Annotated in this window: 23 protein-coding genes and 1 tRNA gene; 14 read left to right on the top strand and 10 right to left on the bottom strand. The window is 44.9% G+C overall.

Annotation, left to right across the window (positions count from 1 at the left end; all coding sequences use genetic code 11):
• The first annotated feature begins 365 nt into the window (after window positions 1-365).
• Window positions 366-2,219: a CHASE2 domain-containing protein gene (locus NIES208_RS13035; RefSeq protein WP_075893420.1), complete on the top strand. Its 1,854-nt coding sequence runs from the start codon at window positions 366-368 to the stop codon at window positions 2,217-2,219.
• A gap of 14 nt (window positions 2,220-2,233) precedes the next feature.
• Here the strand turns inward: NIES208_RS13035 and NIES208_RS13030 are convergent, their stop codons facing one another.
• The 3 genes from NIES208_RS13030 to NIES208_RS13020 all read right to left on the bottom strand — a co-directional run bounded on the left by NIES208_RS13030 (window position 2,234) and on the right by NIES208_RS13020 (window position 6,389).
• Window positions 2,234-2,785: a DUF4334 domain-containing protein gene (locus NIES208_RS13030; RefSeq protein WP_075893419.1), complete on the bottom strand. Its 552-nt coding sequence runs from the start codon at window positions 2,783-2,785 to the stop codon at window positions 2,234-2,236.
• Between the two features lie 62 nt (window positions 2,786-2,847).
• Complete coding sequence (gene map, locus NIES208_RS13025) at window positions 2,848-3,687, bottom strand: type I methionyl aminopeptidase (RefSeq protein WP_075893418.1); 840 nt, start codon at window positions 3,685-3,687, stop codon at window positions 2,848-2,850.
• Window positions 3,684-6,389, bottom strand: coding sequence for a peptidoglycan-binding protein (locus NIES208_RS13020; protein WP_075893417.1), 2,706 nt, complete (start codon window positions 6,387-6,389; stop codon window positions 3,684-3,686). Before NIES208_RS13020 ends, map begins: the two co-directional genes overlap by 4 nt.
• Window positions 6,390-6,958: 569 nt before the next feature.
• Here NIES208_RS13020 and NIES208_RS13015 point away from each other — a divergent pair.
• The 3 genes from NIES208_RS13015 to NIES208_RS13005 are packed head-to-tail and all read left to right on the top strand — an operon-like array spanning window position 6,959 to window position 8,953.
• A complete protein-coding gene (locus NIES208_RS13015) occupies window positions 6,959-7,468 on the top strand; it encodes a Fur family transcriptional regulator (protein ID WP_075893416.1) in 510 nt (169 codons plus the stop codon).
• Window positions 7,468-8,493, top strand: a complete 1,026-nt coding sequence (locus NIES208_RS13010) for an ABC transporter ATP-binding protein (protein WP_075893415.1) — start codon at window positions 7,468-7,470, stop codon at window positions 8,491-8,493. Before NIES208_RS13015 ends, NIES208_RS13010 begins: the two co-directional genes overlap by 1 nt.
• A complete protein-coding gene (locus NIES208_RS13005; RefSeq protein ID WP_075893414.1) occupies window positions 8,480-8,953 on the top strand; it encodes a CRR6 family NdhI maturation factor in 474 nt (157 codons plus the stop codon). The genes NIES208_RS13010 and NIES208_RS13005 overlap by 14 nt, the downstream gene beginning before the upstream one ends.
• Before the next feature lie 359 nt (window positions 8,954-9,312).
• Here NIES208_RS13005 and NIES208_RS13000 read toward each other — a convergent pair whose 3' ends face one another.
• From NIES208_RS13000 to NIES208_RS12990, 5 genes are all read right to left on the bottom strand, one after another.
• On the bottom strand, window positions 9,313-10,305 hold the full coding sequence (locus NIES208_RS13000) for an NAD(P)/FAD-dependent oxidoreductase (RefSeq protein ID WP_075893413.1): 993 nt from the start codon (window positions 10,303-10,305) through the stop codon (window positions 9,313-9,315).
• 171 nt (window positions 10,306-10,476) lie between these two features.
• The gene (locus NIES208_RS12995; protein ID WP_075893412.1) at window positions 10,477-11,040 is read right to left on the bottom strand and encodes a peroxiredoxin; all 564 of its coding nucleotides are present in this window, start codon (window positions 11,038-11,040) and stop codon (window positions 10,477-10,479) included.
• Window positions 11,041-11,050: 10 nt separating this feature from the next.
• The gene (locus NIES208_RS19030) at window positions 11,051-11,188 is read right to left on the bottom strand and encodes a hypothetical protein (protein WP_171971769.1); all 138 of its coding nucleotides are present in this window, start codon (window positions 11,186-11,188) and stop codon (window positions 11,051-11,053) included.
• Window positions 11,189-11,329: 141 nt separating this feature from the next.
• A complete protein-coding gene (locus NIES208_RS19025; RefSeq protein WP_171971768.1) occupies window positions 11,330-11,476 on the bottom strand; it encodes a hypothetical protein in 147 nt (48 codons plus the stop codon).
• A 41-nt stretch (window positions 11,477-11,517) separates the two neighbouring features.
• Window positions 11,518-12,966, bottom strand: a complete 1,449-nt coding sequence (locus NIES208_RS12990; protein ID WP_075893411.1) for an adenylate/guanylate cyclase domain-containing protein — start codon at window positions 12,964-12,966, stop codon at window positions 11,518-11,520.
• 264 nt (window positions 12,967-13,230) lie between these two features.
• On the opposite strand from NIES208_RS12990, the gene NIES208_RS12985 reads away from it, so the two are divergent.
• The 6 genes from NIES208_RS12985 to NIES208_RS12955 all read left to right on the top strand — a co-directional run bounded on the left by NIES208_RS12985 (window position 13,231) and on the right by NIES208_RS12955 (window position 19,874).
• A complete protein-coding gene (locus NIES208_RS12985; RefSeq protein WP_075893429.1) occupies window positions 13,231-14,406 on the top strand; it encodes a TRC40/GET3/ArsA family transport-energizing ATPase in 1,176 nt (391 codons plus the stop codon).
• 266 nt (window positions 14,407-14,672) lie between these two features.
• A complete protein-coding gene (locus NIES208_RS12975; protein ID WP_075893409.1) occupies window positions 14,673-15,134 on the top strand; it encodes a DUF4870 domain-containing protein in 462 nt (153 codons plus the stop codon).
• 367 nt (window positions 15,135-15,501) lie between these two features.
• Window positions 15,502-16,722, top strand: coding sequence for a permease (locus tag NIES208_RS12970; protein WP_075893408.1), 1,221 nt, complete (start codon window positions 15,502-15,504; stop codon window positions 16,720-16,722).
• A 575-nt stretch (window positions 16,723-17,297) separates the two neighbouring features.
• Window positions 17,298-18,119 (top strand): hypothetical protein, encoded by an 822-nt coding sequence (locus NIES208_RS12965; RefSeq protein WP_075893407.1) that lies wholly within the window; start codon window positions 17,298-17,300, stop codon window positions 18,117-18,119.
• Window positions 18,120-18,388: 269 nt separating this feature from the next.
• Window positions 18,389-19,426 (top strand): hypothetical protein, encoded by a 1,038-nt coding sequence (locus tag NIES208_RS12960; protein ID WP_075893406.1) that lies wholly within the window; start codon window positions 18,389-18,391, stop codon window positions 19,424-19,426.
• Window positions 19,419-19,874, top strand: a complete 456-nt coding sequence (locus NIES208_RS12955; protein WP_075893405.1) for a TIGR03792 family protein — start codon at window positions 19,419-19,421, stop codon at window positions 19,872-19,874. Before NIES208_RS12960 ends, NIES208_RS12955 begins: the two co-directional genes overlap by 8 nt.
• Window positions 19,875-19,971: 97 nt before the next feature.
• Here NIES208_RS12955 and NIES208_RS12950 read toward each other — a convergent pair whose 3' ends face one another.
• A complete protein-coding gene (locus NIES208_RS12950; protein ID WP_139325057.1) occupies window positions 19,972-21,423 on the bottom strand; it encodes an ATP-binding protein in 1,452 nt (483 codons plus the stop codon).
• 505 nt (window positions 21,424-21,928) lie between these two features.
• Between NIES208_RS12950 and NIES208_RS12945 the strand changes: the two genes are divergently transcribed.
• Entirely contained in the window at window positions 21,929-22,258 is a 330-nt protein-coding gene (locus NIES208_RS12945; protein WP_075893403.1) for a YbjQ family protein, read from the top strand.
• Window positions 22,259-22,276: 18 nt separating this feature from the next.
• Here the strand turns inward: NIES208_RS12945 and NIES208_RS12940 are convergent.
• A tRNA-Gln gene (locus NIES208_RS12940) sits at window positions 22,277-22,348 on the bottom strand.
• A gap of 172 nt (window positions 22,349-22,520) precedes the next feature.
• On the opposite strand from NIES208_RS12940, the gene NIES208_RS12935 reads away from it, so the two are divergent.
• The 3 genes from NIES208_RS12935 (at window position 22,521) to NIES208_RS12925 (ending at window position 25,075) form a co-directional block, all read left to right on the top strand.
• Entirely contained in the window at window positions 22,521-22,820 is a 300-nt protein-coding gene (locus tag NIES208_RS12935) for a DUF2288 domain-containing protein (RefSeq protein ID WP_075893428.1), read from the top strand.
• Between the two features lie 196 nt (window positions 22,821-23,016).
• Window positions 23,017-23,655 carry a DUF3038 domain-containing protein gene (locus tag NIES208_RS12930; protein WP_139325056.1) on the top strand — a complete coding sequence of 213 codons (639 nt, stop codon included), beginning with the start codon at window positions 23,017-23,019 and terminating at the stop codon, window positions 23,653-23,655.
• 7 nt (window positions 23,656-23,662) lie between these two features.
• A complete protein-coding gene (locus NIES208_RS12925) occupies window positions 23,663-25,075 on the top strand; it encodes a DUF4335 domain-containing protein (RefSeq protein ID WP_075893402.1) in 1,413 nt (470 codons plus the stop codon).
• Window positions 25,076-25,093 lie beyond the last annotated feature (18 nt).

The following is a 25,093-nucleotide window of genomic DNA, read 5'->3' as shown; positions in this document are numbered from 1 at the left end:
CAACTCTCTTATTTGTCGCTTTTGTTGGGGTCTGCGCTACGGGAACAGTAGCCTCTGCCAAAACTGCAACAGTTAGCCAACTATCCTCCCCATCGTTACAGCAACCTTTAGCTACAGACCTAATATCCGCTAAAAAATTAGTGCTCGATCCCCCCCCGGGAAATGGTACACCCAAGCCAGAAAACACTCGCGCAGTTTTTCAGCACATCTAGGCCTTTCATGAGGCAGTACCAACAAAAAAAACAGAGCTAAAATATTTTTACTTCGTTAGTTAACCTTCGGAGGCATTCAATAATATTATTAGGCACTTCTTTTGTCTTCATCAATCACCTCGTTGTGCCTAACTATAGTTATTTGTTGGTTTTATGGCCTCGAATCAAGTGCATACATTTCATTCCAAGCTAGGAATCCTTAAAGTTGCGAAGGTTGCCATTGGTACGTCTATTTTTACAGTCTTAGCAACCTTAACTGGGATTTTTCAAGGTGCAGAATGGTCACTGTGGGATCGGTATTTTATTTGGCGTTCCTACGAGGTTAAAGATCCTGAGATTGTCGTGGTGACTATCGATGAGGCCGAGGCAACAGCGTCAGGAACATGGCCTCTCTCAGATTTAGCTTTAGCTGAACTACTGCAAATCATTGACCAGCAAGAACCGAAAGTTATTGGTCTTAATTTATTTCGCAATCTTCCCGTCGGCGAAGGGGAAACCGCACTTAATGAAGCTTTTCGAACTATTCCTAATTTAATTGGTACGAACAAAACCATTGGGACGAAAGTTGCGGCACCAGAAGTTCTCGAAAAAAAAGACCAGGTTGGCTTTTCTGACATTATTGTGGATGCTGATGGTGTGGCACGACGGGCGTTATTGTCGGTGCGATCTGGGGAAGGTCAAGAGGTGGAAGGTAGTTTTGCACTTCAAGTGGCTCTGAACTATCTGGAACAAGAAGGTATTTCCATTGAACTTGAGCAACCAAAATTTACGCTGCCATTACTCGGCAATCCCATCAATAAAGAATATGCTCGTTTAGGCAAAACGCAATTTCGGTTACTTGAAAGTAATGATGGCGGCTATGTTCGAGTCGACAATGGTGGCTATCAAGTGATGCTGAATTATCGTGGTGGTGGTCCTCAACATTTTTATACGGTTTCGATGCGGGATCTGATGGCTGGGGATATTCCAGCGGAATTGGTGGAAAGTGTCGATAAGCTGCCTCTCAAGAATCGAATCGTTATTATTGGGATTACGAGTGATAGTAATGGTGCTCAATTATTGACACCTTATAATCGTGCGCAGGGCAATCAGCTAAATGTCTCGCATCAACAAACGTCTTCAACACCGGGTGTGTTTATTCATGCTCATATTGTGAGTCAGTTGGTTCAAGGGGCGGTGAACGGTCGGGCTTTGTTTAAGATGATGCCGCAACAGGGAGAATGGTTGTTGGTATTTGTTTGGGCGATCGCCGGGGCTAGTGGTCGTTGGTTAATGCTAAATGTGCGCGGCTTACCGCGACGCATGGCGATCCACAATTTGCTTTTAGTGGGTTATCTGGGTGTGGGCACGGCAATTATTGTGAGTTGTTCCTATGGTGCTTTTCTACTGGGATGGTGGATGCCCGCAATCCCCGCTGTCTGCGGCTTTGTGACGGCATCTTTAATTATGGGAAGTTACTACAGCCATGAGTTGCAAAAAATGGCAACTTTAGATGCTCTCACCCAAGTGGCAAATCGCCGTTATTTTGAAGAATATTTATACCAAACATGGTGGAAGTGCGAGCGCGATGGCAAACCTCTCTCTTTGATAATGTGTGATATTGACCATTTTAAACTGTATAACGATTTTTATGGTCACCAAGTGGGCGATCGCTGCCTACAACAAGTCGTTGCCAGTATCCAGCAAAGCTTACGGGATAGTGACCTTGTGGCACGTTATGGTGGTGAAGAATTTATTATCGTCCTGCCGAATACCGATGAAGCTGGAGCAAGCCACGTTGCCGAGCGTATTTGCGATAAAGTTGTAGACCTTAAAGTCGCACATGAAAAATCTTTGACATCTTCTTTTGTGACGGTGAGCTGTGGCGTTTCCAGCGTTCAAGCCCACCCCCAACTTAGTCCTGTTGAGCTCATTGCTAGTGCTGATCGCGCTTTATATTTAGCCAAAGCTGAAGGTCGTAACCAAGCGAAATATCAGCCCTATCAGAATCTTCCTCCTCTCAAGTAGTTTTAGACAGCCAGTTAGGGTTTGACTTGATCACGCGTTAAAACGAAGAAAAAGGGCTGCTGAATTTTTTTGAAATCCATAATGCCAAAAACTCGATTTTCATCTAGCTTTCTAAAGGAGTCGTTGATGGGCAAGTAATCGTAAATCATCGTTGCGGTCACTTTGCCGCGATTTTCCATCATGCGTAAGCGTGCTTGACTTTTATCTGTGTTGAATAGAGAAGTGAGGGCAATGAGTAATGGTTTGAAAGAAGGATTGTTGGGCATTGGCAGTTTTAATACCATATCCATCGCAGAGGCAAGGGGAGCAACTTTAAAAATTTCACCGCGTCTGTTGGCAAATAGTAGGGGATGAACTGTCTCTGTATCGATAAATTCTTTGCCGTACCAATTGGACATTTCCAACATGCCGTCCATCAGGTGACCTGTATCAATCCCCTCGCCGCGCCAACGTCCCCACATAAAATCGAGGCTTACAGGTGCAAGGCTGTCGAATAATGCGAGGGCTTCTGCTGTTGTTGCTTGTCCTGCATCAATAATCTGTATATTCGGAGGGGCGATCGCCATATGCTTTATCCTGAAAACTACCTATTCACAGGATAAACAAATTTTCTTGAGTAATGAGAACCCTAAACTAGGGTACGGTCAGTCAAAATATCATAACCATCATCAGTCACAAGCACCGTATGCTCATATTGTGCAGATAAAGACTTGTCTGGGGTAATGACAGTCCACTGATCATCAAGGGTAATCGTTTCCTTTGTCGTGGCATTCACAATAGGCTCGATCGCCAAAACCATACCCGGTTGCAAAATTACATTGGGAAGCTGGCGAGTCCTAAAGTTAAACACAGAGGGTTCCTCATGGAGATCTTGCCCGACACCGTGGCCAGTAAAATCTTCCACAACGTAGTAACCATAGCTCATTACATGGTCTTCTACAGCCCCAGCAATATCTAATAAAGAGTTGCCCGGCTTAACCTGTTCAATGCCTTGGTAAAGTGCTTCTTCTGCGGCTTTCATCAGTCGCTTGGCGGCAGGTTTTATTTTTTTGCCCACACCAACAGTAATGCAAGAATCGCCGTGGTAGCCTTCGAAAAATGCGCCTGTGTCAACTTTTACGATGTCCCCTTGGTGAATGCGTTTATCTTTGCGGGGAATGCCGTGAACTACTTCGTCATTGACTGAGATACACACCGAGGCAGGGAAGCCGTAGTACCCTTTAAAGCTAGGGATTGCACCCATTTCCCGAATGCGCTGCTCGGCATAGTGATCAACATCCATCGTTGTCATGCCGGGCTTCATTATTTCGCCGACTTCCTTGAGAACGGTTGCCACAATCCGTGAGGATTGGCGCATAATGGCGATTTCCTCGGCCGTTTTAATCTTAACTTTGCTTTTTTTGCGGCGACGGGGTAAGCCTGTTTGTTCTTTTTTGGGGGGTAAAAGAAGATTTAATAACTGTCTCAATACATCACCTTTAGGAAATCTCTGGCATATCCGGCAATCAGCTGGGCTTTATCCATGCCGTTCACAATACGGCGGGCATTGACGAAATCTCGGCGATCGCCGGAAATATAATCGTCGAGCTTATGTCCCGTAAAGGAACCGTCCCGCATACCTAGAACCAAGATTATAGCAGCGATATTATACTCTTGGGTAAGCTCAGGATTGCCAAGAAGATCAAGGCCAGCACGATCACTCCAACGGGTGTAATTTAGTCGTCCAGTAATTTGCACAAAGCCACGGCCTTTATAACGAACGCCGTCACCGGGTTGGGTATTGCCGAGATCCGAACGTCCTTCATAGGCTGCACCACTGGCAAATTCCAACATCCATTGCCCCAGACGTGATTCATGGCGTGCGGTGGCCAAAATATAGGCGATTTGCCCTAAATCCACAACACCATCCCGCTGGCACTCTTCCAGAATGAGGGGAATAGACGAAGCGGCATAGCGGCGCATCCCACCATCGGGCAAGGAAGCAACGAGGCGATCGCTATAAAAAAGCAAAGGACGCGGCGGTTGGTAAACACTGACCCACTGCTGGAATAAGCTCATCCAAGTTTGTTGCCCCACTAAACCGTCAACAATTAAATTTCGCCGTTCCTGCAATGACCGAACCGCTTGTTCTGTACCGGAGCCAAACAGACCATCAACGGATGCGGTCGATGATAAGAGACCATCTCGTTTTAAGAGCAACTGCAATAATTTAACGTCCTGTCGGAGGTTGGGGGCAGAGATACCATCGCCCTTTTGGAGGCTGGGATAACTGCGGCTACTGGGATTACTCGGAATACTGACGGGTGTATTCGGAGGCACCGTAACTGACCATTGGGTTGCCGCAGCTTCTACTTGGGTAATAAACGTCTCAAGGGAACGCCAAGTTGAAGGCCCAACAATCCCGTCGGCCACCAGTTTTTGGCGCACTTGGAAAAATTTCACCCCATTTTCAGTTTGCCGCCCAAATTGCCCATCGATCACGGCTTTTTCTGGAATAAATAAACCACGCTGGAGCAAGGTTTGCAGATAGCTCACCGTTTCGCGGAGTTGGGGAGTTTCGATGCCTGCTCCCCGTCTCAACAATGGCTTGGGAATATTGGGGTTAATCTGTGTGACTGGGGCAGGAGATGGCGCAGGGGTCGGCGTGGGTGAAGGGGTCGGCGTGGGGCTGACCACAGGGGCATTGTCTGTGGCGGCGATCGCCTTACGAATCGCTTTCCAAGTTGATTCATCAACCACACCAGTCGCTAACAAACCATACTCCCGCTGCACAGCCTTCACTGCCGCTTCAGTGCCTTTCCCAAATAATCCATCAACCACACTATTGGCAGGCAGATATCTCGCTTGGATCAATAACCTTTGGAGCTGTTTGACCTCCCCAAGATACTCTTGGGAATCAATACCATCGCGGTACTGTAACACAGGCTGCTTACGCTTCTCCTCCGCAGCCAACTGCTCCAAAATTTGCCAAGTTTCAGCACCAACAATCCCGTCGGCTTCTTGGTCCATAAAGTTCTGTAGGGCCAGCACTGAAGTTCTCACACTTTGATCAAACTCCCCATCCACCGTCGCTTTTACCGATAGAAACCGTGCCTCTTGTAAAAGAATTTGCAAACGGCGCACATCTTCTTTTTTGTCAGAACTGTTTACTCCATCACCATATTTCAGCACAGGATAATTACTGTTAGGAGCTGGGGTGGGAATTGGTGTTGGCGTTGGCGTTGGTGTCGTAATTGTGGCAGGGGGTAAGGTTTCACCCATATCCAAAACTAGTTCTTCTAGTTCCCGCCATGTGTTTGGCCCGACAATGCCATCCACGAATAGCGCTGTATCTCGCTGAAAGGCTTTCACTGAAGCATCCACGCTGCCGTCAAATTTGCCATCAACCTCTGCGTTACGGGAATAATAGCGAGCCTTTTGCAAAAGGATTTGTAATCGCTTTACCGCTGGTCGCTTCTCTGGAGAATTCATGCCATCACCAAGGCGTAAAACAGGATTTTGGTTGCTGCTAGCAACAGGGGCAGGAGTTGGTGGGAGTGGGGGGCTAGGAATGGGCGCTGGCGTTGGTGTTGGCGTTGGACTGGGTGTTGGGATAGGGGTCGGGGCTGGGGCTGGTGGTTTAATCACAAAGCTCGGATCTTTGGTCGGAGCTGACTGAGGATTTTGGGAGGATTGCTGAACGTAGTCTTCTAGGGCGTTCCAAGTTTTTGAGCCGACAATGCCATCGACCAGTAATTTTTTTTCCTTTTGAAATGCTTCAACGGCGCGTTCTGTTTGTAACCCGAAAAAGCCATCGATCGCCGTCTCAGGGGGCAAAAATTTGCCCTTAACAAGGAGTGTTTGTAGAACCTTGACATCATCGCGCAGGGCAACGGAACCAAAGCCGTCACCAGACCGCAAAGTGGGTTTCTGGTCGAGGAATAGGCGACGATAGGTTTCGATCGCCTCCCAACTTACCGCACCGACGATGCCGTCGTTGGTGAGTTTATTTGAAAGCTGAAATGCTTTTACGGCTGACTCGGTGATCATCCCAAACAGGCCGTCAACTTTCGCTGTGGAGGGTAAAAAGCCTGCTTCTTTCAGAAAAGACTGGAGATACTTTACGTCATCACGTTCTTCTCTGTTTTCAATGCCACTTCCACGACGGAGGACGGGACGTTGGGTTGCCATGGGCTTTCCTGATTCTATATGCGTCGGTTTTATCGGTTATATCACTGATTGTATAGCGGCGATCGCCACCAACCCAGCATTGTCACTAAATAACACCAAATAGCTTCTCTATAGGTGCTTTTTCTAATTTTTCATGCGCGTGGATTTAGGAGGAATATTTTAAGACTAACGTTTTTTTTGATCGCGTAGGCGCTCTATTTTTTCGGCCGGGGCAGCGTACAGTTACCTAACATAGTTATATTCAAATAGACACCCAAAATAAGTTTTCGCCGGTTCTGAGGTGATGCACAAAGGGTCTGGGCTAATCCCCAAAAACAAGATTTCTCGCATCCTAGCTCACACCATCTCTGATGAAGCCGAAATTTAACGTGTTGCAATGGGGGCGATCGCCTTGACATCATCCAATCATCTCAATCGTTTTATTCGACAAACTGATCCCCAAAAATTATCCAATAAAAAAAATTATTATGCAGCCAAGCTGAAAGGAATGATTCTCAATAAGGGCAGTTTATTGCCAAAATAAATATCTGCGAGTATCATTGTCAATAAGCAGAACTTGTTGAAAATCTATGCTTGTACCTTCCTACGATGTTAGTGCGCTAAAAGCTGAGCTAAATGCTAAAGGATGGCGGCTCACCCCCCAACGGGAAAAAATCCTTAATACATTTTTGCACTTGACCCAAGGCCATCACCTCAGTGCAGAGGATTTGCATATGAAGCTTTTGGAGCAAGGCGAAAAAATCAGCCTGTCGACGGTGTACCGTAGCGTCAAACTCATGACTCGTATGGGCATTTTGCGGGAGCTAGAGTTGGCTGAAGGTCACAAACACTACGAACTTAATCAGTCCCAAGAACATCACCATCACCTCGTCTGTGTGCAATGTAATAAGACTTTAGAATTTGAAGATGTTTCGATTAATAAGCACAGCATTGAACAATGTCAGCAACAGGGCTTTGAGCTCATTGATTGTCAGTTAACGATCACCACCATTTGTCCAGAAGCGCGACTGATGGGTTGGCCTTCGGCCTTGCCCCACGATTGGGTTTGTTCAAGGGTTAAGGCACAGGATAGCTTGTAGTGGGAGTGCCACTGCTCATTACTAAAAATTTAACGGTTGGTTACGGTCAGCGTTTACTGTTTGGGTCTTTATCTCTATGTCTACGATCAAAGGCCTTTGTCTGTTTGATCGGTGCGAATGGTGCGGGCAAGTCAACCTTGCTCAAAACCCTCGCGGGATTACAAAAGCCTTTAGCTGGCAGGGTTTTTTTTCGGGAACAAAATCTCCATCAACTGCCACCGGAGCAGCGGGCAAAGCACCTAAGTATGGTACTGACGGATCGCCTTGAGTTGGATTGGTTGTCGGTTGAGGAGTTGGTGAGTTTAGGACGGCATCCCTACACGGACTGGCAGGGGCGTTTAGGGGCAGGGGATCGTGATATTGTGCGACGGGCGATCGCCGCCGTGGGTTTAACGGAACTTCGACAAAAATCGATTACCCAGATCAGTGATGGGGAACGGCAAAAGGCGATGATTGCCCGCGCCCTAGCCCAACAGACAGAATTAATGATTTTGGATGAGCCCACGGCCTATTTAGATTTGCCACGACGAGTGGAAGTGATGCAACTATTGCGTTCCCTTGCCCATACAGAAAATAGATCTGTTTTGATGTCGACCCATGATCTAGATTTAGCTCTGCGTAGTGCCGATCAGCTGTGGCTGGTTACGGCCTCGAGGGATCTGGTGATGGGCACACCGGAAGAGTTGGTTTTACAGGGTGCTCTTGGTGCCACTTTTGGCAGTGATCGGTTTGAATTTGACCGAGTCAGTGGGCAGTTTCAATTGAATTATCAGCGGCGATCGCCCATTCAGCTCCAGGGTGAAGGATTAGTCACCACTTGGACAGCTAGAGCCTTGACCAGATTAGGCTACGAAATCACGACAGAAGCAACGGATTTAGTGCTCGAAGTGCGTAGCAATCCTGACTTGTGGATCCTGAACTGCGGCGATCGCCCCCTAAAATTTCAGAGCCTCGGTGAGCTAAGCACCCATCTCCAAGCGTACAATATGAACACTGTTGACCAAAGCGGACATGGCAGACATTAGAATCCCCCAAAAAGATATCCTCGCCCTCAACCTTGAGCCCATTCAAACCCTAGTGCAATCAATTTTAGTCGAGGAGCAACTGGCCGATTCTGAACAAAAGTATCGCCTACTTATCGACTTTCCCCTAGACGAAAATGACCCCCGCGAACTCTCAGAAATTCCAGAAATACGTCTGTGGTTTGTGCGCCTCGATGCCCTATTTCCCTGGTTTTTATTTTTGCTCGACTGGAAAGCCGGAGAACTCGCCCGTTATACCGCGATGTTAGTTCCCCACCAGTTTCATCGCACCGAAGGTATCCAATTTAATCCCGAAGCCCTCGAAATTTTTGTAATGAGTAAAGTTTTTGCCCTAAGCAACTCTCTACCCCAATTGGGGATTCAGCCCCAGTCTCGCGTTAAGGCGATCGCCCAGATGTTAGGCTACGAGCTAGATGACAGCTTTTTAAACACCCTCATTTAAGACCTAAAAACTCCAATCATTTGGATAAACATCAGTCTATGATCATTTTGTAATTCATTTATACGTATTATCACCGTGGTGAATCTTAGGGAAATCCGATAAATTTACCAATGAGAAAGAAATTGTTGCTCAAGTCCCAATGTCTCTATTATTTAGGTTTTTGGGGCTTTTTAATGCCAAATTTTAGGTCTTCCCCTCAGCTCCGCGGCGATCGTCCTCTCCAAAATCCCCTGCGTCACCACAAAATTTTGTCATCACAAAAAAACCTCTCCCAGCCGGGGAAAGGTTTACTTAATATCACCAAAAATAGTCAGAGAGAGCATCGCCCCAAACCTCTAACTAAACCCTTCGAATCTAATCTAAGCAGAAATATTTTCTTCCCACTTACGAGGCGCTGCCGCACGACGGATATTGCGCCAAATCTGGGTAGCAGCTAAAGTCCCATCAGAAACGGCCACAGACACCTGATTTAAACCCTGCTTGAGATCCCCCAAAGCAAAGATACGTTCATGGCTGGTTTGACACATATCATTAGTGACAAGATTTTCGCCATTCCACTCTAAGCCTTCAATGCCTTTGAGATAGTGGTTGTGATAAATAGATCCCATATTAATGAGGCCAGTCGTTGCTTCGACAATAGTGCCGTCTTCAAGCTCCACACCACTCATTTTGTGATTTTCACCGTGGAATTTAACGATCTTTTGCTCATATAGTGGGTAGCCATAGTCAGCAAGCTTTGCCTTCATTTCGTCACTCACATCCACAAGACCATGGGTCAAAACAGAAAGATAAGGCGTAAACCAATTTAAAACAAAGGCTGCATTGATTTGACCCTCTGTGCCAGCGATGACAACCGCCTTTTGATCCCACATGTCATAGCCATCGCAGATCATGCAGACATGGAGCGTATAGCCTGCGTAGTCATAGACATTTTGCATGTCGTCAGTTTTAGGCAGATTGTCCATAATGCCCGATGCTGCTACTACATATTTACTGCGAAAGGTGTAGTAGGTACTATCTTTGCGACCAACTTTTACTTTAACGGCAAAGGTTTCACCTTCATCGGTAACGTCTTCCACGTAGGCTCTGAGGTGGTCTGCCCCCCATTCAATCGCTTGTTTGGTACTTTGATTTAGCACATCGCGACCGGGGGTTTCTGGATCTAACCCAACGTAATTTCGGACTTCTTGCATCCACAGCGATCGCCCACGCCCCTTTTCAACGATGAGACACTTCAAACCGTATCGCGCGAGATAAATAGCCGCCGATAAACCTCCCATACCGCCACCGACGACAATTGCGTCATAAATCGTATCTAGACGTGATTCGAGATTTTTACTGGAGAGCTTCATCGTCTATATTCCCCCACGAAATAAACAAAAATAACTAAATAATCGAGTGCTGCATCAACACCAATAAGCCTAAACCAAACTCAATCGATATGGACAAAAAAGCAGGAAGCCTTTGTGCAGCCCCTGCTTCTAGTCTAGTAACATTTCATCAATGGCTGTTAGTGTGGAAAACTAGCCAACAAATTCTTTGACGGGGTCAGAAACGCCGGGAGCGGACTCGCCTTTAATATAGGCAAGCATTGTATCTGCATCAGAAACCTCGAAAGGATCTGTGGGGCAGTTGTCAGCGAAGTCTGGCTCAACAAACATTTTCTCGATTTCGCCGTCGTTGACGAGCATGGAATAACGCCAAGAGCGCATACCGAAGCCGAGGTTAGATTTGTCGACAAGCATACCCATTTTACGAGTGAACTCACCGTTACCGTCGGGGAGCAGGAAGACTTTGTCAGCGCCGATTTCTTTGCCCCACTTGAACATCACGAAGGCATCGTTTACGGAGATACAAATAATTTCGTCAACGCCTTGGGCTGCAAATTCGCTATAGAGCTCTTCGTAACGGGGAAGGTGGTTGGAGGAGCAGGTGGGTGTAAAAGCACCGGGAAGGGAGAAAATAACAACTTTTTTGCCGCCAAAAATGTCAGCAGTAGTTTTGTCTTCCCAGCGGTAAGGGTTTGGTCCGCCTACTGATTCGTCGCGTACGCGGGTTTTAAAAACTACGTCGGGTACCTTAGCCATGTTGACCTCGTTAATGGTTTGATAACAGTCGAAAGTTTGCTACTTTCCAAAGGCTAGAATAATTCTTATTTAGGAATAAGTCAAGAATAATTTGGTTGGGATTGGCAAGGCTGCGGCGATCGCCGTGAAAAATAGAGTCAAAGCCCATGGGTTTAGAAGGGCAAAGTTAGGGATGTGTGAAATTTTAGCGAAGTAAGTCAAACCTTTTGAAAATCTCCGATTTTTGAATTCCAAGGCCTTTGTACTAATCTTGCTAGCCTGGGCTATGGAGGTTGGAAAAATACGGATCTTAGAGTGTTTGGTCTGGCTCAACCACGGGGGCGATCGCCGCGCCATGCTTGGGAGGCCAACTCTCATCGGTGTAAGATGATAAATTTCCGCCACTATCGAACAAAGTCTTTCGACGACTTTCCTCAAGGGCAATATCTTCTTCCACAAAATGTCCTCGCTGCCGCTGTTGATTAACAGATCAAAAGATTATTGAAGAAAATAGGTCTGCATTTTTCCTTTTCCTTTAATTTCAATCGCACCTCTTGGTTCAAAGTGATATTGATTTTTTAGGAGTTCGTAGGTTGATTCTGTGACTTGAATTTGTCCGGGTAGCCCGTGGGATTCCATGCGACTTGCTGTATTGACGGCATCGCCCCAAAGGTCATAGATGAACTTTTTCTTACCAATCACACCTGCGACAACGGGGCCGCTATTAATCCCGATACGCAACGTAATATTGATGTTTTTGGCGACATTAATTTTCATTAATTCTCGTTGCATTGCTAATGCCATTTCGGCGATCGCCGCGGCATGGTCTTCGCGGGGTTCTGGTAGGCCAGCCGCAACCATATAGGCATCACCAATGGTTTTAATTTTCTCTAGACGCAGACTTTCACAGAGATTATCAAAAGCAGAAAAAATTTCATTTAATAAATCAACTAATTCGCGCGGTGGATAGCTTTCCGATAACTTAGTAAACCCCACAATATCGGCGAATAAAATAGTGACATTACCAAAACCATCAGCAACGGGTTTACTACCGTCCTTTAGCTGTCGCGCAATTTTTGGCGGCAAAATATTGAGTAATAAACTATTGGATTTTTCCTGTTCAAAAAGCAGTTCTTGGTTGGCATTAACAAGATCAGCGGTACGCTCAATCACTTCTAGCTCTAAATTTTGAGAAATATTGTTGAGGCGACGAATGGCAATCACCAATCCCGATAAACCCAAAATAAATAGCGTTAACAATAAACCCAACAAACCCACTAAATTCCACTGGGTCTTTTGCACCAAGCTATCAAGGGGCTGAATCACTTCGACAACGCCTCGCACATCGCCTACTTGCCAATTTCTGCGCGGAGAATCTGGATGGCTATTATGGCAAGCAATGCAGCTCGGCTTCATCACATCTGCTGCGGCATAACGTAGAGATAAACGGTTAGCAAAGGTTTCAACATTGGCAAAGGTTTGCTCAGGGTGTTGCTCTAGGAAGGCGATCGCCTCCCGCTCAAACTGATCCCTCGCACCACCCGTTTCCTTTCGCCAAGGAAAAGGATAGTTACTGTATAACCGCACCCCAACACCCGCTTGATTTGAACTAATTTGCTCCCCTAGCTCAATAAAATAAGTCGCTGGTAACGGAATGCCTCCAGCAATATTTCGATAGTCATGGGTGGCCGTAATGCCTGCTTGTTCTCGAATACGACCCACAACGCTGTCGCTGTAGAGAGTGCGCGCCATTTGCAGATTTTGCACGGAGGTTGCCGCATTTTGCTGCGCTTGGGATTGGATCAACTGCTCCGATAATTGCCATACACTCACAACGGTTAGCGTTGCGCCAACACAAAATAACAGCGTCAAAACCAGAACAATTTGCTCGGCAACAAGACGACGCAGGAAAAACCTAAGCTTACGCAATAGGGGCGATCGCTTCATTTAAGTTTGGCTGATCCTTACACTGACAAAATTCATGCTGATCCCTCTATTCAGGAATACCCTTCTTTTCGCCACCAACCATCTCACTTCAGCGAAATCTTAGTTACGAATTCTGTCGTTAATTTTACTGACTTTACCGAGAACAAGGGTGAATCAAAGTAAAATCAAGCCTCTTTATCCCTATACCCATAGCGCAAAGTCAAGCATGTAAGAGATAATTAATGAAGAAATGTAAAAAACTCTCATCTAATGGAAAAACGCACTATGCGCGTAATCTTAATGACTGGAAAAGGAGGTGTTGGTAAAACCTCTGTCGCAGCAGCCACTGGTTTACGCTGTGCCGAGCTTGGCTACAAAACCCTTGTTCTGAGTACCGATCCAGCTCACTCCCTTGCCGATAGCTTTGATATAGAGCTCGGTCATGATCCCATCAAAGTCAAAGAAAATCTTTGGGGAGCAGAACTTGATGCTCTCCGCGAACTCGAAGGAAACTGGGGCGCGGTAAAGCGCTACATTACTGAAGTCCTACAGGCTAGGGGTTTAGATGGTGTGCAGGCAGAAGAACTCGCGATCCTACCCGGTATGGACGAAATTTTTGGCCTCGTCCGCATGAAGCGTCACTATGACGAAGGCACTTACGACGTTCTCATTATTGACTCTGCCCCCACTGGCACAGCGCTACGCCTCCTCAGTTTGCCGGAAGTTGGGGGCTGGTATATGCGCCGTTTTTATAAGCCGCTTCAGGGTATGTCTGTGGCATTACGTCCCCTTGTGGAACCTATTTGGAAGCCTTTGGTGGGTTTTTCTTTGCCTGATAAAGAAGTGATGGATGCGCCCTACGAATTTTATGAGCAGATTGAAGCTCTTGAAAAGGTGCTAACGGACAACACTGTCACCTCTGTGCGTCTGGTGACGAATCCTGAGCGGATGGTGATTAAGGAGTCTTTACGCGCCCATGCCTATTTAAGTTTGTATAACGTTGCGACGGATATGGTTGTGGCAAACCGGATTATTCCAGACACTGTTGAAGACCCGTTTTTTAAGCAGTGGAAGGAAAATCAACAAACGTATAAGCAGGAAATCCATGATAATTTCTTGCCTTTACCTGTGAAGGAAGTGCCGTTATATCAAGAGGAGCTATGCGGCCTAGAGGCGCTGGAGCGGTTGAAGCATACTCTCTATGCGGATGAAGATCCGACCCAAGTTTATTACAAGGAAGATACGATGCGGATGATCCAACATGATCAGAGCTATAGTCTTGAGCTTTATTTGCCGGGGATTCCGAAGGAGCAGATTCAGCTAAATAAGACTGGTGATGAACTCAATATTCGCATTGGTAATCACCGTCGCAATCTTGTTTTGCCCCAGGCGCTAGCGGCGCTTAATCCTTCTGGTGCGAAGATCGAAGAGGATTATCTCAAGATTAAGTTTGCGGCTTAGTAACGATAGCTTGTTCAATTTTGTCTGGGGTATAAGCTCTCCTAAATCTTCTTTTGTGGGGGGGACTTGAGTTTTTCAGTCGTCTCACAAATATATTGAATATTAGGAATATTAGGGGGTTCAGTTTGGGCGATCGCCCTCTCTTGTGCAGTAGCCCATAAAATTCGTTCAATTCACTAAATAATATTGCGTCTCTCTGTCCGAATTGGGGATGGAGAGATTTTTTATTTATCCTAGACTTGGAAAGTTGAGTTGGCAAAATACCCATGATGGACGTAAAACAGGAAAAAAATTGGGCGATCGCCTGTCATGCGGCGAGCTTGGCATGGATTCCATTGTCGCTAATTGGGATTGGTGCTATTCCATTTCTCAATATCATCGCCCCAGCGGTCATTTGGTATCTCAAAAAAGACGAGTCTAAGCTCATTGATGAGCATGGCAAAGAGTCTACTAATTTTCAAATTTCAATGGCGATTTATGGTGTTGTTGCGGGCATCGCTTTTATGGTGCTGATTGGTATTTTTATCTTTTTTCTTTTAATCGTCGGTGCAACAGAAGGTAATTTCTTCGCCGTTCTACTTAGCTTTGTTACGGGCTTTGGCTTTATCTTGGCTGTTGGTCTGATGCTGGCGATCGCCATCTTCCAAGTCATTGTAGTGATTAATGCAGCGATGAAAGCAAAAAATGGCGAAATGTATCGCTATCCTTTTAATCTGCGATTATTGTAATTTTCAACTTACAAAAGTTTGTGTTTTCCCCGGTGAAAAGGCGATCGCCATGCAGTTAGATTTGGTCGTGATGAGTAAATTTTTAAGCTACATATTACGGCATCATCCAGCGGCAATCACTATCTCCCAAGTCACTACCATAATCAATGCAGCAATAGCAATGAAAGCGAAAAATACCGAGATGTATCGCTATCTCTTTAATTGGCACTTAGTTTAATTAGGAAAGTTCACATCTATTAAACACAATCGATATGGAAATCCCAAAAAAGTCTTACTTCTGATATAGATAAATATCTTACTGATGCCCAATCTAAGTAAGACAAGATCTCCGTTATGATCATTCTCAGAACTAAAGAACTAATTATTAATGCTAGATGCCAATTTTTGGAGTTTATGTAGTGATGCCGCCCTAACATCCCTAGGCTTTTTTTGGAAAGCCCTTTGGGCATTTATCCTAGGCTATATTATTAGTGGCTTAATTCAAGTATTTGTTACCGAAGATCAACTCCAAGGTGCAATGGGAAACGCGGGTCGAAGTAGCGTAGTCTTAGGAACATTTTTCGGTTTTATCTCTAGTTCCTGTAGCTTTGCTGCATTAGCAACGACAAAGTCTTTATTTCAAAAAGGCGCAGGTTTTATTCCTACAATGGCATTCCTTTTAGCATCAACGAATCTAGTTGTTGAGCTAGGGGTAATTATTTTTATTTTCTTAGGTTGGGAATTTGTCATTGGAGAATATCTTGGTGGTGTTTTATTGATTTTCTTTGTGTGGGTTCTTTACCGCATAAAACCCCTCAAAAGGTTAATTCGGAATACTCGCAATCGCCTTCAGAACGAACAAATCAGTCATCATAGCGCTGATAAAAAAAAACAGTTATTGTATCAGAAGATGATGCAATTACAGACTTGGCAAATGGTGGCACAAAAATACTTTATGGAATGGGGAATGGTTTGGAAAGATGTCACGATTGGGTTTACTGTAGCCGGTATCATTGCAGTGTTTGTTCCAACAGTATTTTTTGAAACCTTGTTCATCGGTTCAGGTCAATCTAATCCAAGTTTTTTTGCCGTACTTGCCAATGTTATTGTTGGGCCGATTGCTGCTTTTTTTACATTCATTGGTTCCATGGGAAATATTCCTTTGGCTGCAATTTTATATAACAATGGCGTAAGTTTTGGCGGTGTGATGGCGTTTATTTTTAGTGATTTAGTCGTCTTTCCTGTTATTAGAGTCAATGCGAAATATTATGGCTGGAAAATGGCTTTGTATATCTTGGCATTGCTCTTTGGCTCCCTGATTGCAACATCTTTAGTGCTTCATTATAGTTTTGCTTCACTAGATATTTTGCCAGAGCAGGTAATGACGCGAGGGGCTACAGGCGAGCGCTTTCAAATTGATTACACATTTTTTCTCAATATTATTTTTCTTGCCATCACTAGTGTCTTTTTCTGGCTCAAAACCTCAGCGGATCACATGAGTGGTCATCATCATGGAGAACGCAGTGTTGTCGAAAGGATTTTGTTCTATCTTGCGATCACCGCTTATATTTGGCTAGTGAGTGGTATCTGTCTTTATTTTGTTGCATAAATACTTCCCTTAAAGTTCAGATAAATCGTAGAGTGACTATGAACTTAAAAGTCGCACCAAAATTACCACTATGAGGTAAGGCGATCGCCCCTATATCGATATTTTCAATAAAGGTATGGCATAGCTAGAAAAAAATCACTTACTTGGACATTACCCATATTTTGACAAAGTAGATCAAAACACGATATTTCAAAAATTCTTAGGTGAATATTCTCTCTAAAAATAACGATGTTCACTCGAATCTAACCTTGCAAAAATACTAGGCGATAGTCAATAAAATTGAGCAAAATAACCTAACCAAAAATATTAAGCAAACCCTTTTTATCCGACGATCAAAAAATCATATTATCTTGCTCTCCCCATAAACTTTTTTCGTCGAGATAGTGTGTAGCAAACCAACTTTGTGATTTTTTTTGTAGCATAGACCTATCTACTATGTTGCAGCTTGGTCTCTTGTGTGCTGACTAATTATGTTGAAATCACTCATTCCTGTTTTGCTCGGTATGGCTGTTGGCCTCTTAATCGGACCGGTTATACGACAGACATTTCGACGGTCTGCCATAGCACCTAAACCTATGGCTATTGCACATCCTGATTTACAAGAGACCGAAGCTCAAACTAGAACACAGACTCAGGATATTTCTAAAGGTTCACCGATTAGCGAGACAGGGCACATAGATGAGCTACGGGCTGAAATACAAGGTTTACGGGCAGCGAATCAGCAACTTGCCTCGGACAATCAAGAGTTACAAGAAAAACTAGAGAAGAGCGAGAAAGAGTTACAGCAGTTTATGCTTGACTTCGATCTCGACAGTGAGCGCAAAAAATTACAGGCTCAAAATAATATTCTGCGTAGCGAACAAGCAGATACACAACGGGTTATTGAACATTTAAAACAAGAGAAGAATCAGATCGCAGAGCAAAGTAAACTATTGCAATTTCAGCTAAAAACTCTAACGGAAGATATTACGGCCCAAGGGCAATTTCATCAGGTTGTACGCACAACGGATCTAATTTTAAAATCTTCAGAAATCGATTATTATGACCATGAAAAGCATGATTTAGTTTTAGAAATCCTAGAGGAACAGGTTCATAAAACGATAGAAGGCAGTAGACGGTATGACCTGCTGGTGGATCTCCTCAAGCATAATCAAAAAGTTGATCATAAAAGTGATCTTCTAAGTGAGCTGGAAAATATCTTTAAAGGTATTAAAAGTTTTAGTTCCCAAGATAAAAAGCAACTTACCAAAATTGGTTTTCTTGTTTCTGATAAAGGAAAACATATTAAGGCTATTTTCCACGGCGATCGCCGTTACCAGATCAGTTTCGCCAAATCCTGTAGCGATACTAGGGGCGGCCTAAATATTATTGGTGAAATTCGCCGTAAGGTCTTTTAGCGACAACATGGCGATCGCCTATAAAAAATACAATCCCATATGCCTATTTCTATAGATCAACCGATCAAGCCATCCGTAAACTTTCCGGGAGATAATCGCCAAGATCCCTGATTTCTGACGCAGTAACCCTAGCCTGTCGCAGAAATTTTCAAGAAGTCGGGGATCTAAACCTACCAGTGACAATTAGGCTAATCTCAACAAATTTCTTGTCGGAATTGGGTCTACGCTTCTAAGATTATTGAGGCTTACGGGAAAAATATCGGATATTTATGACTAGCTTCACTGAGATCGCACCAGAAGACCTTTCGGCAGCAGCAATGACCAGCAACGAGTTTGGATTTGAGCTACCAGATCCAGAGGACGATAAGCTCCATGAGGCAGAGTTTGAAAGTCAGATTGAGCGGGCATGGCAAGTCTGCGATCGCTTTGATCTCCAGACCGATATTTGGCGCGGCAGAATTATGCGGGCGGTGCGCGATCGCGAAAAGAAAGGCGGCGAAGGTCGCGGTGCAGGATTTCTAAACTGGCTAAAACAGCGGGAAATCACCAAAAGCCAAGCCTACAATTTGATCGAACTGGCCAATAGTGCCGACACATTACTCGCCGATGGCCAGCTAGACGCAACGAGCATTAATAATTTCAGTAAAAATGCCTTCGTTGAAACCGCAAAATCCTCCCCCGAAATTCAGCAATTGATCTCCGAAGCAGCTCAAAAGGGCGATCGCATTACCCGCCGAGAAGTGAAGCAACTCTCCGATGAATGGACAACCATGAACTCCGATTTGCTGCCCGATGAAGTCAAAGAACAAGCTGCGAGTGGTGCATTACCCAGTCGTTTTCTTTCGCCCCTCGTCAAGGAAATGGAGAAACTGCCGGAAAGTCACGTCACAGCAATTCAGGAAGAAATCCGCGAAAAACCAGACTCCGACACTGTTAAAAGCGTCACCACAGAGGCAAAAAGTCTCGCGAAATATATGGACTCCGCTTCCCAGGTTCAAACCTTGCGCAAAGCCAATATCGACCTCGAAATGGCCCTAGAAGAAGCGTTACGTTTAGATTGTCTCGGCACTGCCGCAGACCTTGTCAAACAAGCGACCCAAATGGAGCAGGCTGTTGTTAAACTCTTTACTACGTGGAAGCGCATGGGTAAACTCGCCGATCGCCTCTATGTCGATACTGGCGCAAGTAATCCCTATCTGCGATCACTCCTCGGTTCCCTAGAAATTCTTAGTGGTGAAGTCATTGAAGTTGACCTTGATGAATCAGGGGAAACCAGTGTTCGTCTACGCATTATTGGTGATGAATAATTTAAAAACCCATAAAACCCATAAAACCCAACAAAAAATACGCAGCTTTGTAGCCTGTTGCCTTAGCTACTTAATTTTCCTCGGTGGTGTCGCCCTATATTGGGCAGCTCCCGTTGCCGCATCACAGGATACGGACATCATTGAGTGGTTACAATTTGAAGTTCCCCAAGAAGAACAGGCATTATTTATCGCCAAAGAAACCGAAATTTGGGATCCCATCAATCGGCGATCGCCAGAATACCGAGGCAAAGAAATTTGGCAAGATAGCCGACAGCCAAACCAACTAATCATGATCAACCACTGGCAAGGCATACAACATAAACAAACCATTACCCAAGCCACCATTCAAGCAGCAGAAAAAGCCTTTGACGAAGCCGTTGGCAAAACCTACCCTATTCTGCAAAGTAAAACATTCCGAGTCCTACCACTCCAAACAGAAAACCCATAATATTGAGACCTTAACCCAAGACTTTTTCAACAATTAAATATCTATTTTTTACAGACATCACAGCAAAAAAAATCTAACATTAACCACTAAATTAAAATCACCTTTTGTTGACAGGTAAAACGATGTCAAAAGTGGTTCCAAAATTCACCCTAGAGTAACAACATAATTCACCATTATGCTGGTCAATTGTTTGTCGACAAATTGCTAGACCAAGCCCTGTACCTTGCCCAATCGGCTTTGTGCTAAAAAACGGTTCAAAAATCTTCTCCTGTTTTGAAAGCTCAATTCCCATTGCATTGTCTGCAATAGAAATACAAATTTTACCCGGATTAATTATCCGGCTAGATACAGAAATTCTTGGTTTCGCATCTTCTGAATGCTCGATTCCCACCCCTTCCTTTAAAGCATCGATAGCATTATGAAGTATCAGCATCACAGCATGGTTCACAGCACCAGCATCACAAGTGATATTGGGCAGTTTTTCATCATAATCCTTCACAAGTTCAATCTCTAATTTTTGTTCATCTATTTGAGCTTGCAATAAGTCAAGAATAGCTTCTAAATTAGTGTTGACATTAATACTTTTCCGGCCTTTTTCGCCTAAATGAGCTAGTAATCGAAGAGATTTTACAATATTTTCAATACGCTCAGCGCCACTCTGCATCGACCGAAATAAATGCGGTAGATCATTGATCAGGTAATCCAAGTCAATTTCTTTGCTGAATGTAGTTAATTCTAATGATGGTTCTTTGACTTCTTTTTGATACAAGTCAATTAGTTCTAGTAACTCTTTTGTATAGGTTTTTAGACTTTGAATATTTCCGTAAATAAAGTTGATCGGATTATTGATTTCATGGGCAATGCCTCTGACTAAATGCCCAAGAGTAGACATCTTTTCGGCATTGATCAAGCTTGTTTGGGTTTGTTTTAACTGTCTTAAAGTACTGGCCAGCTCATTTTGTTTTTGATCTGATATTGCTAATTCTTGATTTAAAAGTCGGGTTTGCTTAGACAGCTCTAGCTGAGCGATGACTTGACGACCTAAGGCCGCTAGAGCGTTCTTCTGGGAGACATCCAACTCGCGCGGCTGCTGATCAATGACACACAAGGTGCCGAGGGCATAACCATCGGAGTTTACCAATGGCGCTCCTGCGTAGAAACGAATGTTGGGATCGTCGGTTACTAAAGGATTTTCGGCAAAACGCTTATCTTCTAAAGCATTTGGAACGACCATTACTGGTTCTGACTGCATGATGGCATGGGCACAAAAGGCTTGTTCTCGCGGGGTTTCTGTACTGTTGAGACCAAGGTGAGATTTAAACCATTGACGCTCATCATCTATGAGGCTGATTAATGCAATGGGAGTGCCACAAATCTGGGCGGCGATCGCCGTCAAATCATCAAAACTTTGTTCCGGCAAAGAGTCTAAAATACCATAGTCACGCAAAGCTTCTAGACGTTGCGATTCGTTGTCTGGGACAGGATAGGTATTCGCCAGTGGTGAGTTTGCTATCGCTCTCATCGTGTTACATTTTCCTTTTGATTCCAAGCCTTTTCTTCGTTGGTATCCCTACAACACCCTGTGTCAAAAAATTACGGCCACACTTCAGACAACTTGCTTGCCAATGTTTAAAGAAACAAAGCAGCAATCCCTAAACATCGTGTTAACCATAAATGAGCGCTGAAATTACATATCTTGATCGTAATTTTTTAATAACAGTCTGACCTCAGCCAAAGTGCCGAAGAGCAAGCGACACAAGACTTAACCTTATCTGGAAGTTGTACTATTTTATCGATCCGTAAGGGTGAAAGCATGGATTTGCTAGGGTCAAAATATTGATTTTTTGCTCTACTAAAGATTTGCCATCACCTGTGAATACCCAGACCCAGTATGTGGGGCAAGACACCCAATCATTTTTCTAGAAAAATAAGAAGAATATTTTTGGTCTGGCGCGTTGGACTGTCTCGATTAACGTTATCCAAAACGTGGGATTTCAGCTTTCTTTGCTTCACAAATCAGCCGCTTATACTAAATAAAAACAGAGGAAAATATTTTGATTTTGACAACCACAACGGATATCCAAGGTAAAACCATCGAATCCTACCAAGGTATTGTCACCGCAGAGGTGGTCTATGGAACCAACGCACTACGGGATTTTTTCGCGGGGATTCGTGACATGATCGGCGGCAGAACAGGCAGCTATGAAAAGGTTTTCCAAAAGGGACACCAAGATGCTCTCAAAGAATTGGAGCAGCGTGCCCATAAGCAAGGCGCTAATGCTGTCATTGGTATCAGTGTGGATACAGGGACTGTTAATGTCGACGAAAAGGGGGTACTACTTCTGATCACAGCAACGGGGACGGCTGTAAAACTGAAGGAGTAAATTCGTCTTGTCTGAAAACTGGGGTACTAGGATTCGAACCTAGGAATGGCGGTACCAAAAACCGCTGCCTTACCGCTTGGCGATACCCCAAAGCGTTAAACGTATTTATTTAAGCCTTAACTAATATATCCAGACAAAATTGGATTGTCAAGAAATAACGCAAAAAAGTTTTGGCATGTTGAGGGAACTCCGGTTATCAGCAGGTTTTATTGTCAAAAGTTCGAAAATCCAGTACATCTTTACAGTTGCTCTCAATAGTTTTATGTCAGATCTGCGCGAACAATTAAAGACGGGTTTTGGGGAAAGTGAATGGCAGGATCTTGCTCCCCATGCGGCTCGTGATGCGATTATTGTCGTTCATCCTTCCCTTGATTTGTTGATGGTTGGTGAGGCGATCGCCACGGATAACACCGCGCTGGTCAGCCAGTGGATGGAGGGCACTTTGGTGCGTAAACCCATGACAGAAGAATTAACGGCTTGGAGTCGAGTCGCAGGACGTAAATTCTCAACTTTAATTGTGCAGCCTTTTGTGCTTGTGACTGGCGAAGTGACCGATGGCTAGACCCGCTTTTTATCTTCATCTGAGCCATAAAATTTTCTTTGCACCATGCGCTACACTGATCGAACAGATCCGCTAATATTTGCGTCGATCAGTACGTCGTCATCTATGATTTGAACGGTGTCACCGTCTGATTTTCTTCGGATTAGTCTTCTGAAGTGACGAACAATATCGTAACCGTGCACTTTTGCCCGTAAGCATGAATGATCCTGTGAGCGTAATGCCCAACCCTAGTCCATCTCAATTATCGACATCGGAGCAACCGTATCTGCTGCGCAATTTACCGGATATTTTGCCGGAAGGTAAGGCTTTTCCGCGACGTGCCCAACAGCAAATTGATTTATTGCTGCTTGCTCTCGAAGCCCTCGAACTAGGTGGCTCAGAATTGATGCTTGCTTCGGCAAAACGTCTTGAGCTGGATAGTATCATCACCAATCGAGTCGCTCTCTGGCGGTTGCGGTGTAGTAATCCTTGGCGGCGATCGCACACCCACCGGGATTTGACCCCCACCCAAGCAAAGGCTTTAGTGCTTATTGTCGGCGATCGCGCGAAGCAGCTTACAGCATTGTTACGCCAGCTGCTTTTGGCAGAACAGCAAGTTCGGAGCCGACAGCTGCCCTTTGATAGCCATTTCCGTTTATCTGAATATTTAGAGCGATTTCGCGCCCATTTCAAAAGTCGCATGAACTCCCGTCGTGTGCGGGTGATGCTTTACAACCAGTCCAAGCAAGACCTCAACGAACTGGCCCTTGATTTACTCCAGAAATTACTTTTTTGTACTGGAACCGTTGGCACCCAGCGACTATGGGTGAGTTTATTTGATGGAGAAGTTAGTTAAGTAAACGATGAATATTCTCAGACAATATAGTCTCCCCAATTGCACTTTGATCCTCGAAGGTTTTGATGATGGTACGGGAGACACTCTACAAACCCTTGCTGTCTTGTCTAATGTGGAATGTCGCTTTGTCACTTCTCGGCAGGTGCTTAATGGCGGCAAAGTCTTTTTTGACCATCTTGTGCGGGCAGTGAGTGAATATGCCCAGGGTTTATTAAGTGGGATGCAGCACCCCATTGATCCAGAGGGGACGACTGGGGATGGTCAAGTAATGATCGAAACCATTGCACCGAGTAATATTCACCGTGTTGTCTGGCAACAGGGCGATGTCGGCGCGACGGATCAAGCTCATAATGAAGTTCACCTCACTACGGCGGAATTGTTTGATCTCACTGAGGCGATCGACCAATTTTTAGCGGACGGTCTCACCTTGCCGAATTTTGGTCTATCGTTACAGCCCCTCAGTCGTCGTTATAGCATTCCTGAACAATCTTTAGCGGAGCGCGTCACGCCCCCTCTAATTGGTGTTAGTGGTTTTGCCCTTACTGCTTTTGCGCTCTTTTTTGCGCCGATACCCGAAGCAACTCGCCCTGTGGAGGAGGCAGCCAATGATGGTGGTACAGAAAATATTGAACAAACAGCGGAAAATTCAACGGATGGTGCAACGCCACCGGGCTTGGCGGAAAATGACCCGAACGCAACAGTACCGGAAGAGGCTGTGGTTTCTGATGAGGAATTAGACCAGCTACTGACGGCGGTACCGGAAATTGATGATGGTTTAAGTTTAGCGATGATGCAAACTTATCTTTACCAGACGCTGAATGAGGCTTGGACTGATCGTCCAGACAATCAAATGGCGGCCTATCGTCTATCGATGGCAACGGATGGCGCGATTGTTGGTTATCAACCGATTGAGAATACACCGGAGGATTTGGTTAATTCAACGCCATTACCGCAGTTGGCTTATTCTTCGGTGGATGAGGCGATCGCCAACTCAGAAGAAGTGGGTCAATTTAAAGTTGTCTTTAACGACAAGGTTTTAGAAGTCAGCCCTTGGAACGGTTATGACCGCGAAATTGCCTTTGATACAAGTGCCGTTCGCGGTGATGCACTGCGCGATTTGATAGCTAGTGTGCGTCGTGATATTACCAGTGCTTTAGATGGTAGAACCGTTGCCACTGATACGGCGCTTCGCTATAGCATTGGGGTGACTGACGACGGGGCGATCGCCTTCTATGTTTCAGGAAATGGTGCGGCGGAGACTGCAGTCAATGAAACGCCCTTACCAGAATTGATACAGCCCGATGCAGCAGGCATTATTCCGGGTCAAAGTATTATTCCCCAAGAGCCTTTAACCCAAGTAAATGTTGTTTTCAGACCAAATGGTGTAGTGGAAGTCAGTCCTTGGGCAGGGTATCGTTAGAAATACATTGACTAGCTC

Origin of the sequence: [Limnothrix rosea] IAM M-220 (assembly GCF_001904615.1) — a bacterium.
Classification (GTDB): domain Bacteria; phylum Cyanobacteriota; class Cyanobacteriia; order Cyanobacteriales; family MRBY01; genus MRBY01.
Note: the sequence above shows the minus strand (reverse complement) of the source record. Positions and strands in the feature narration are given on the sequence as shown.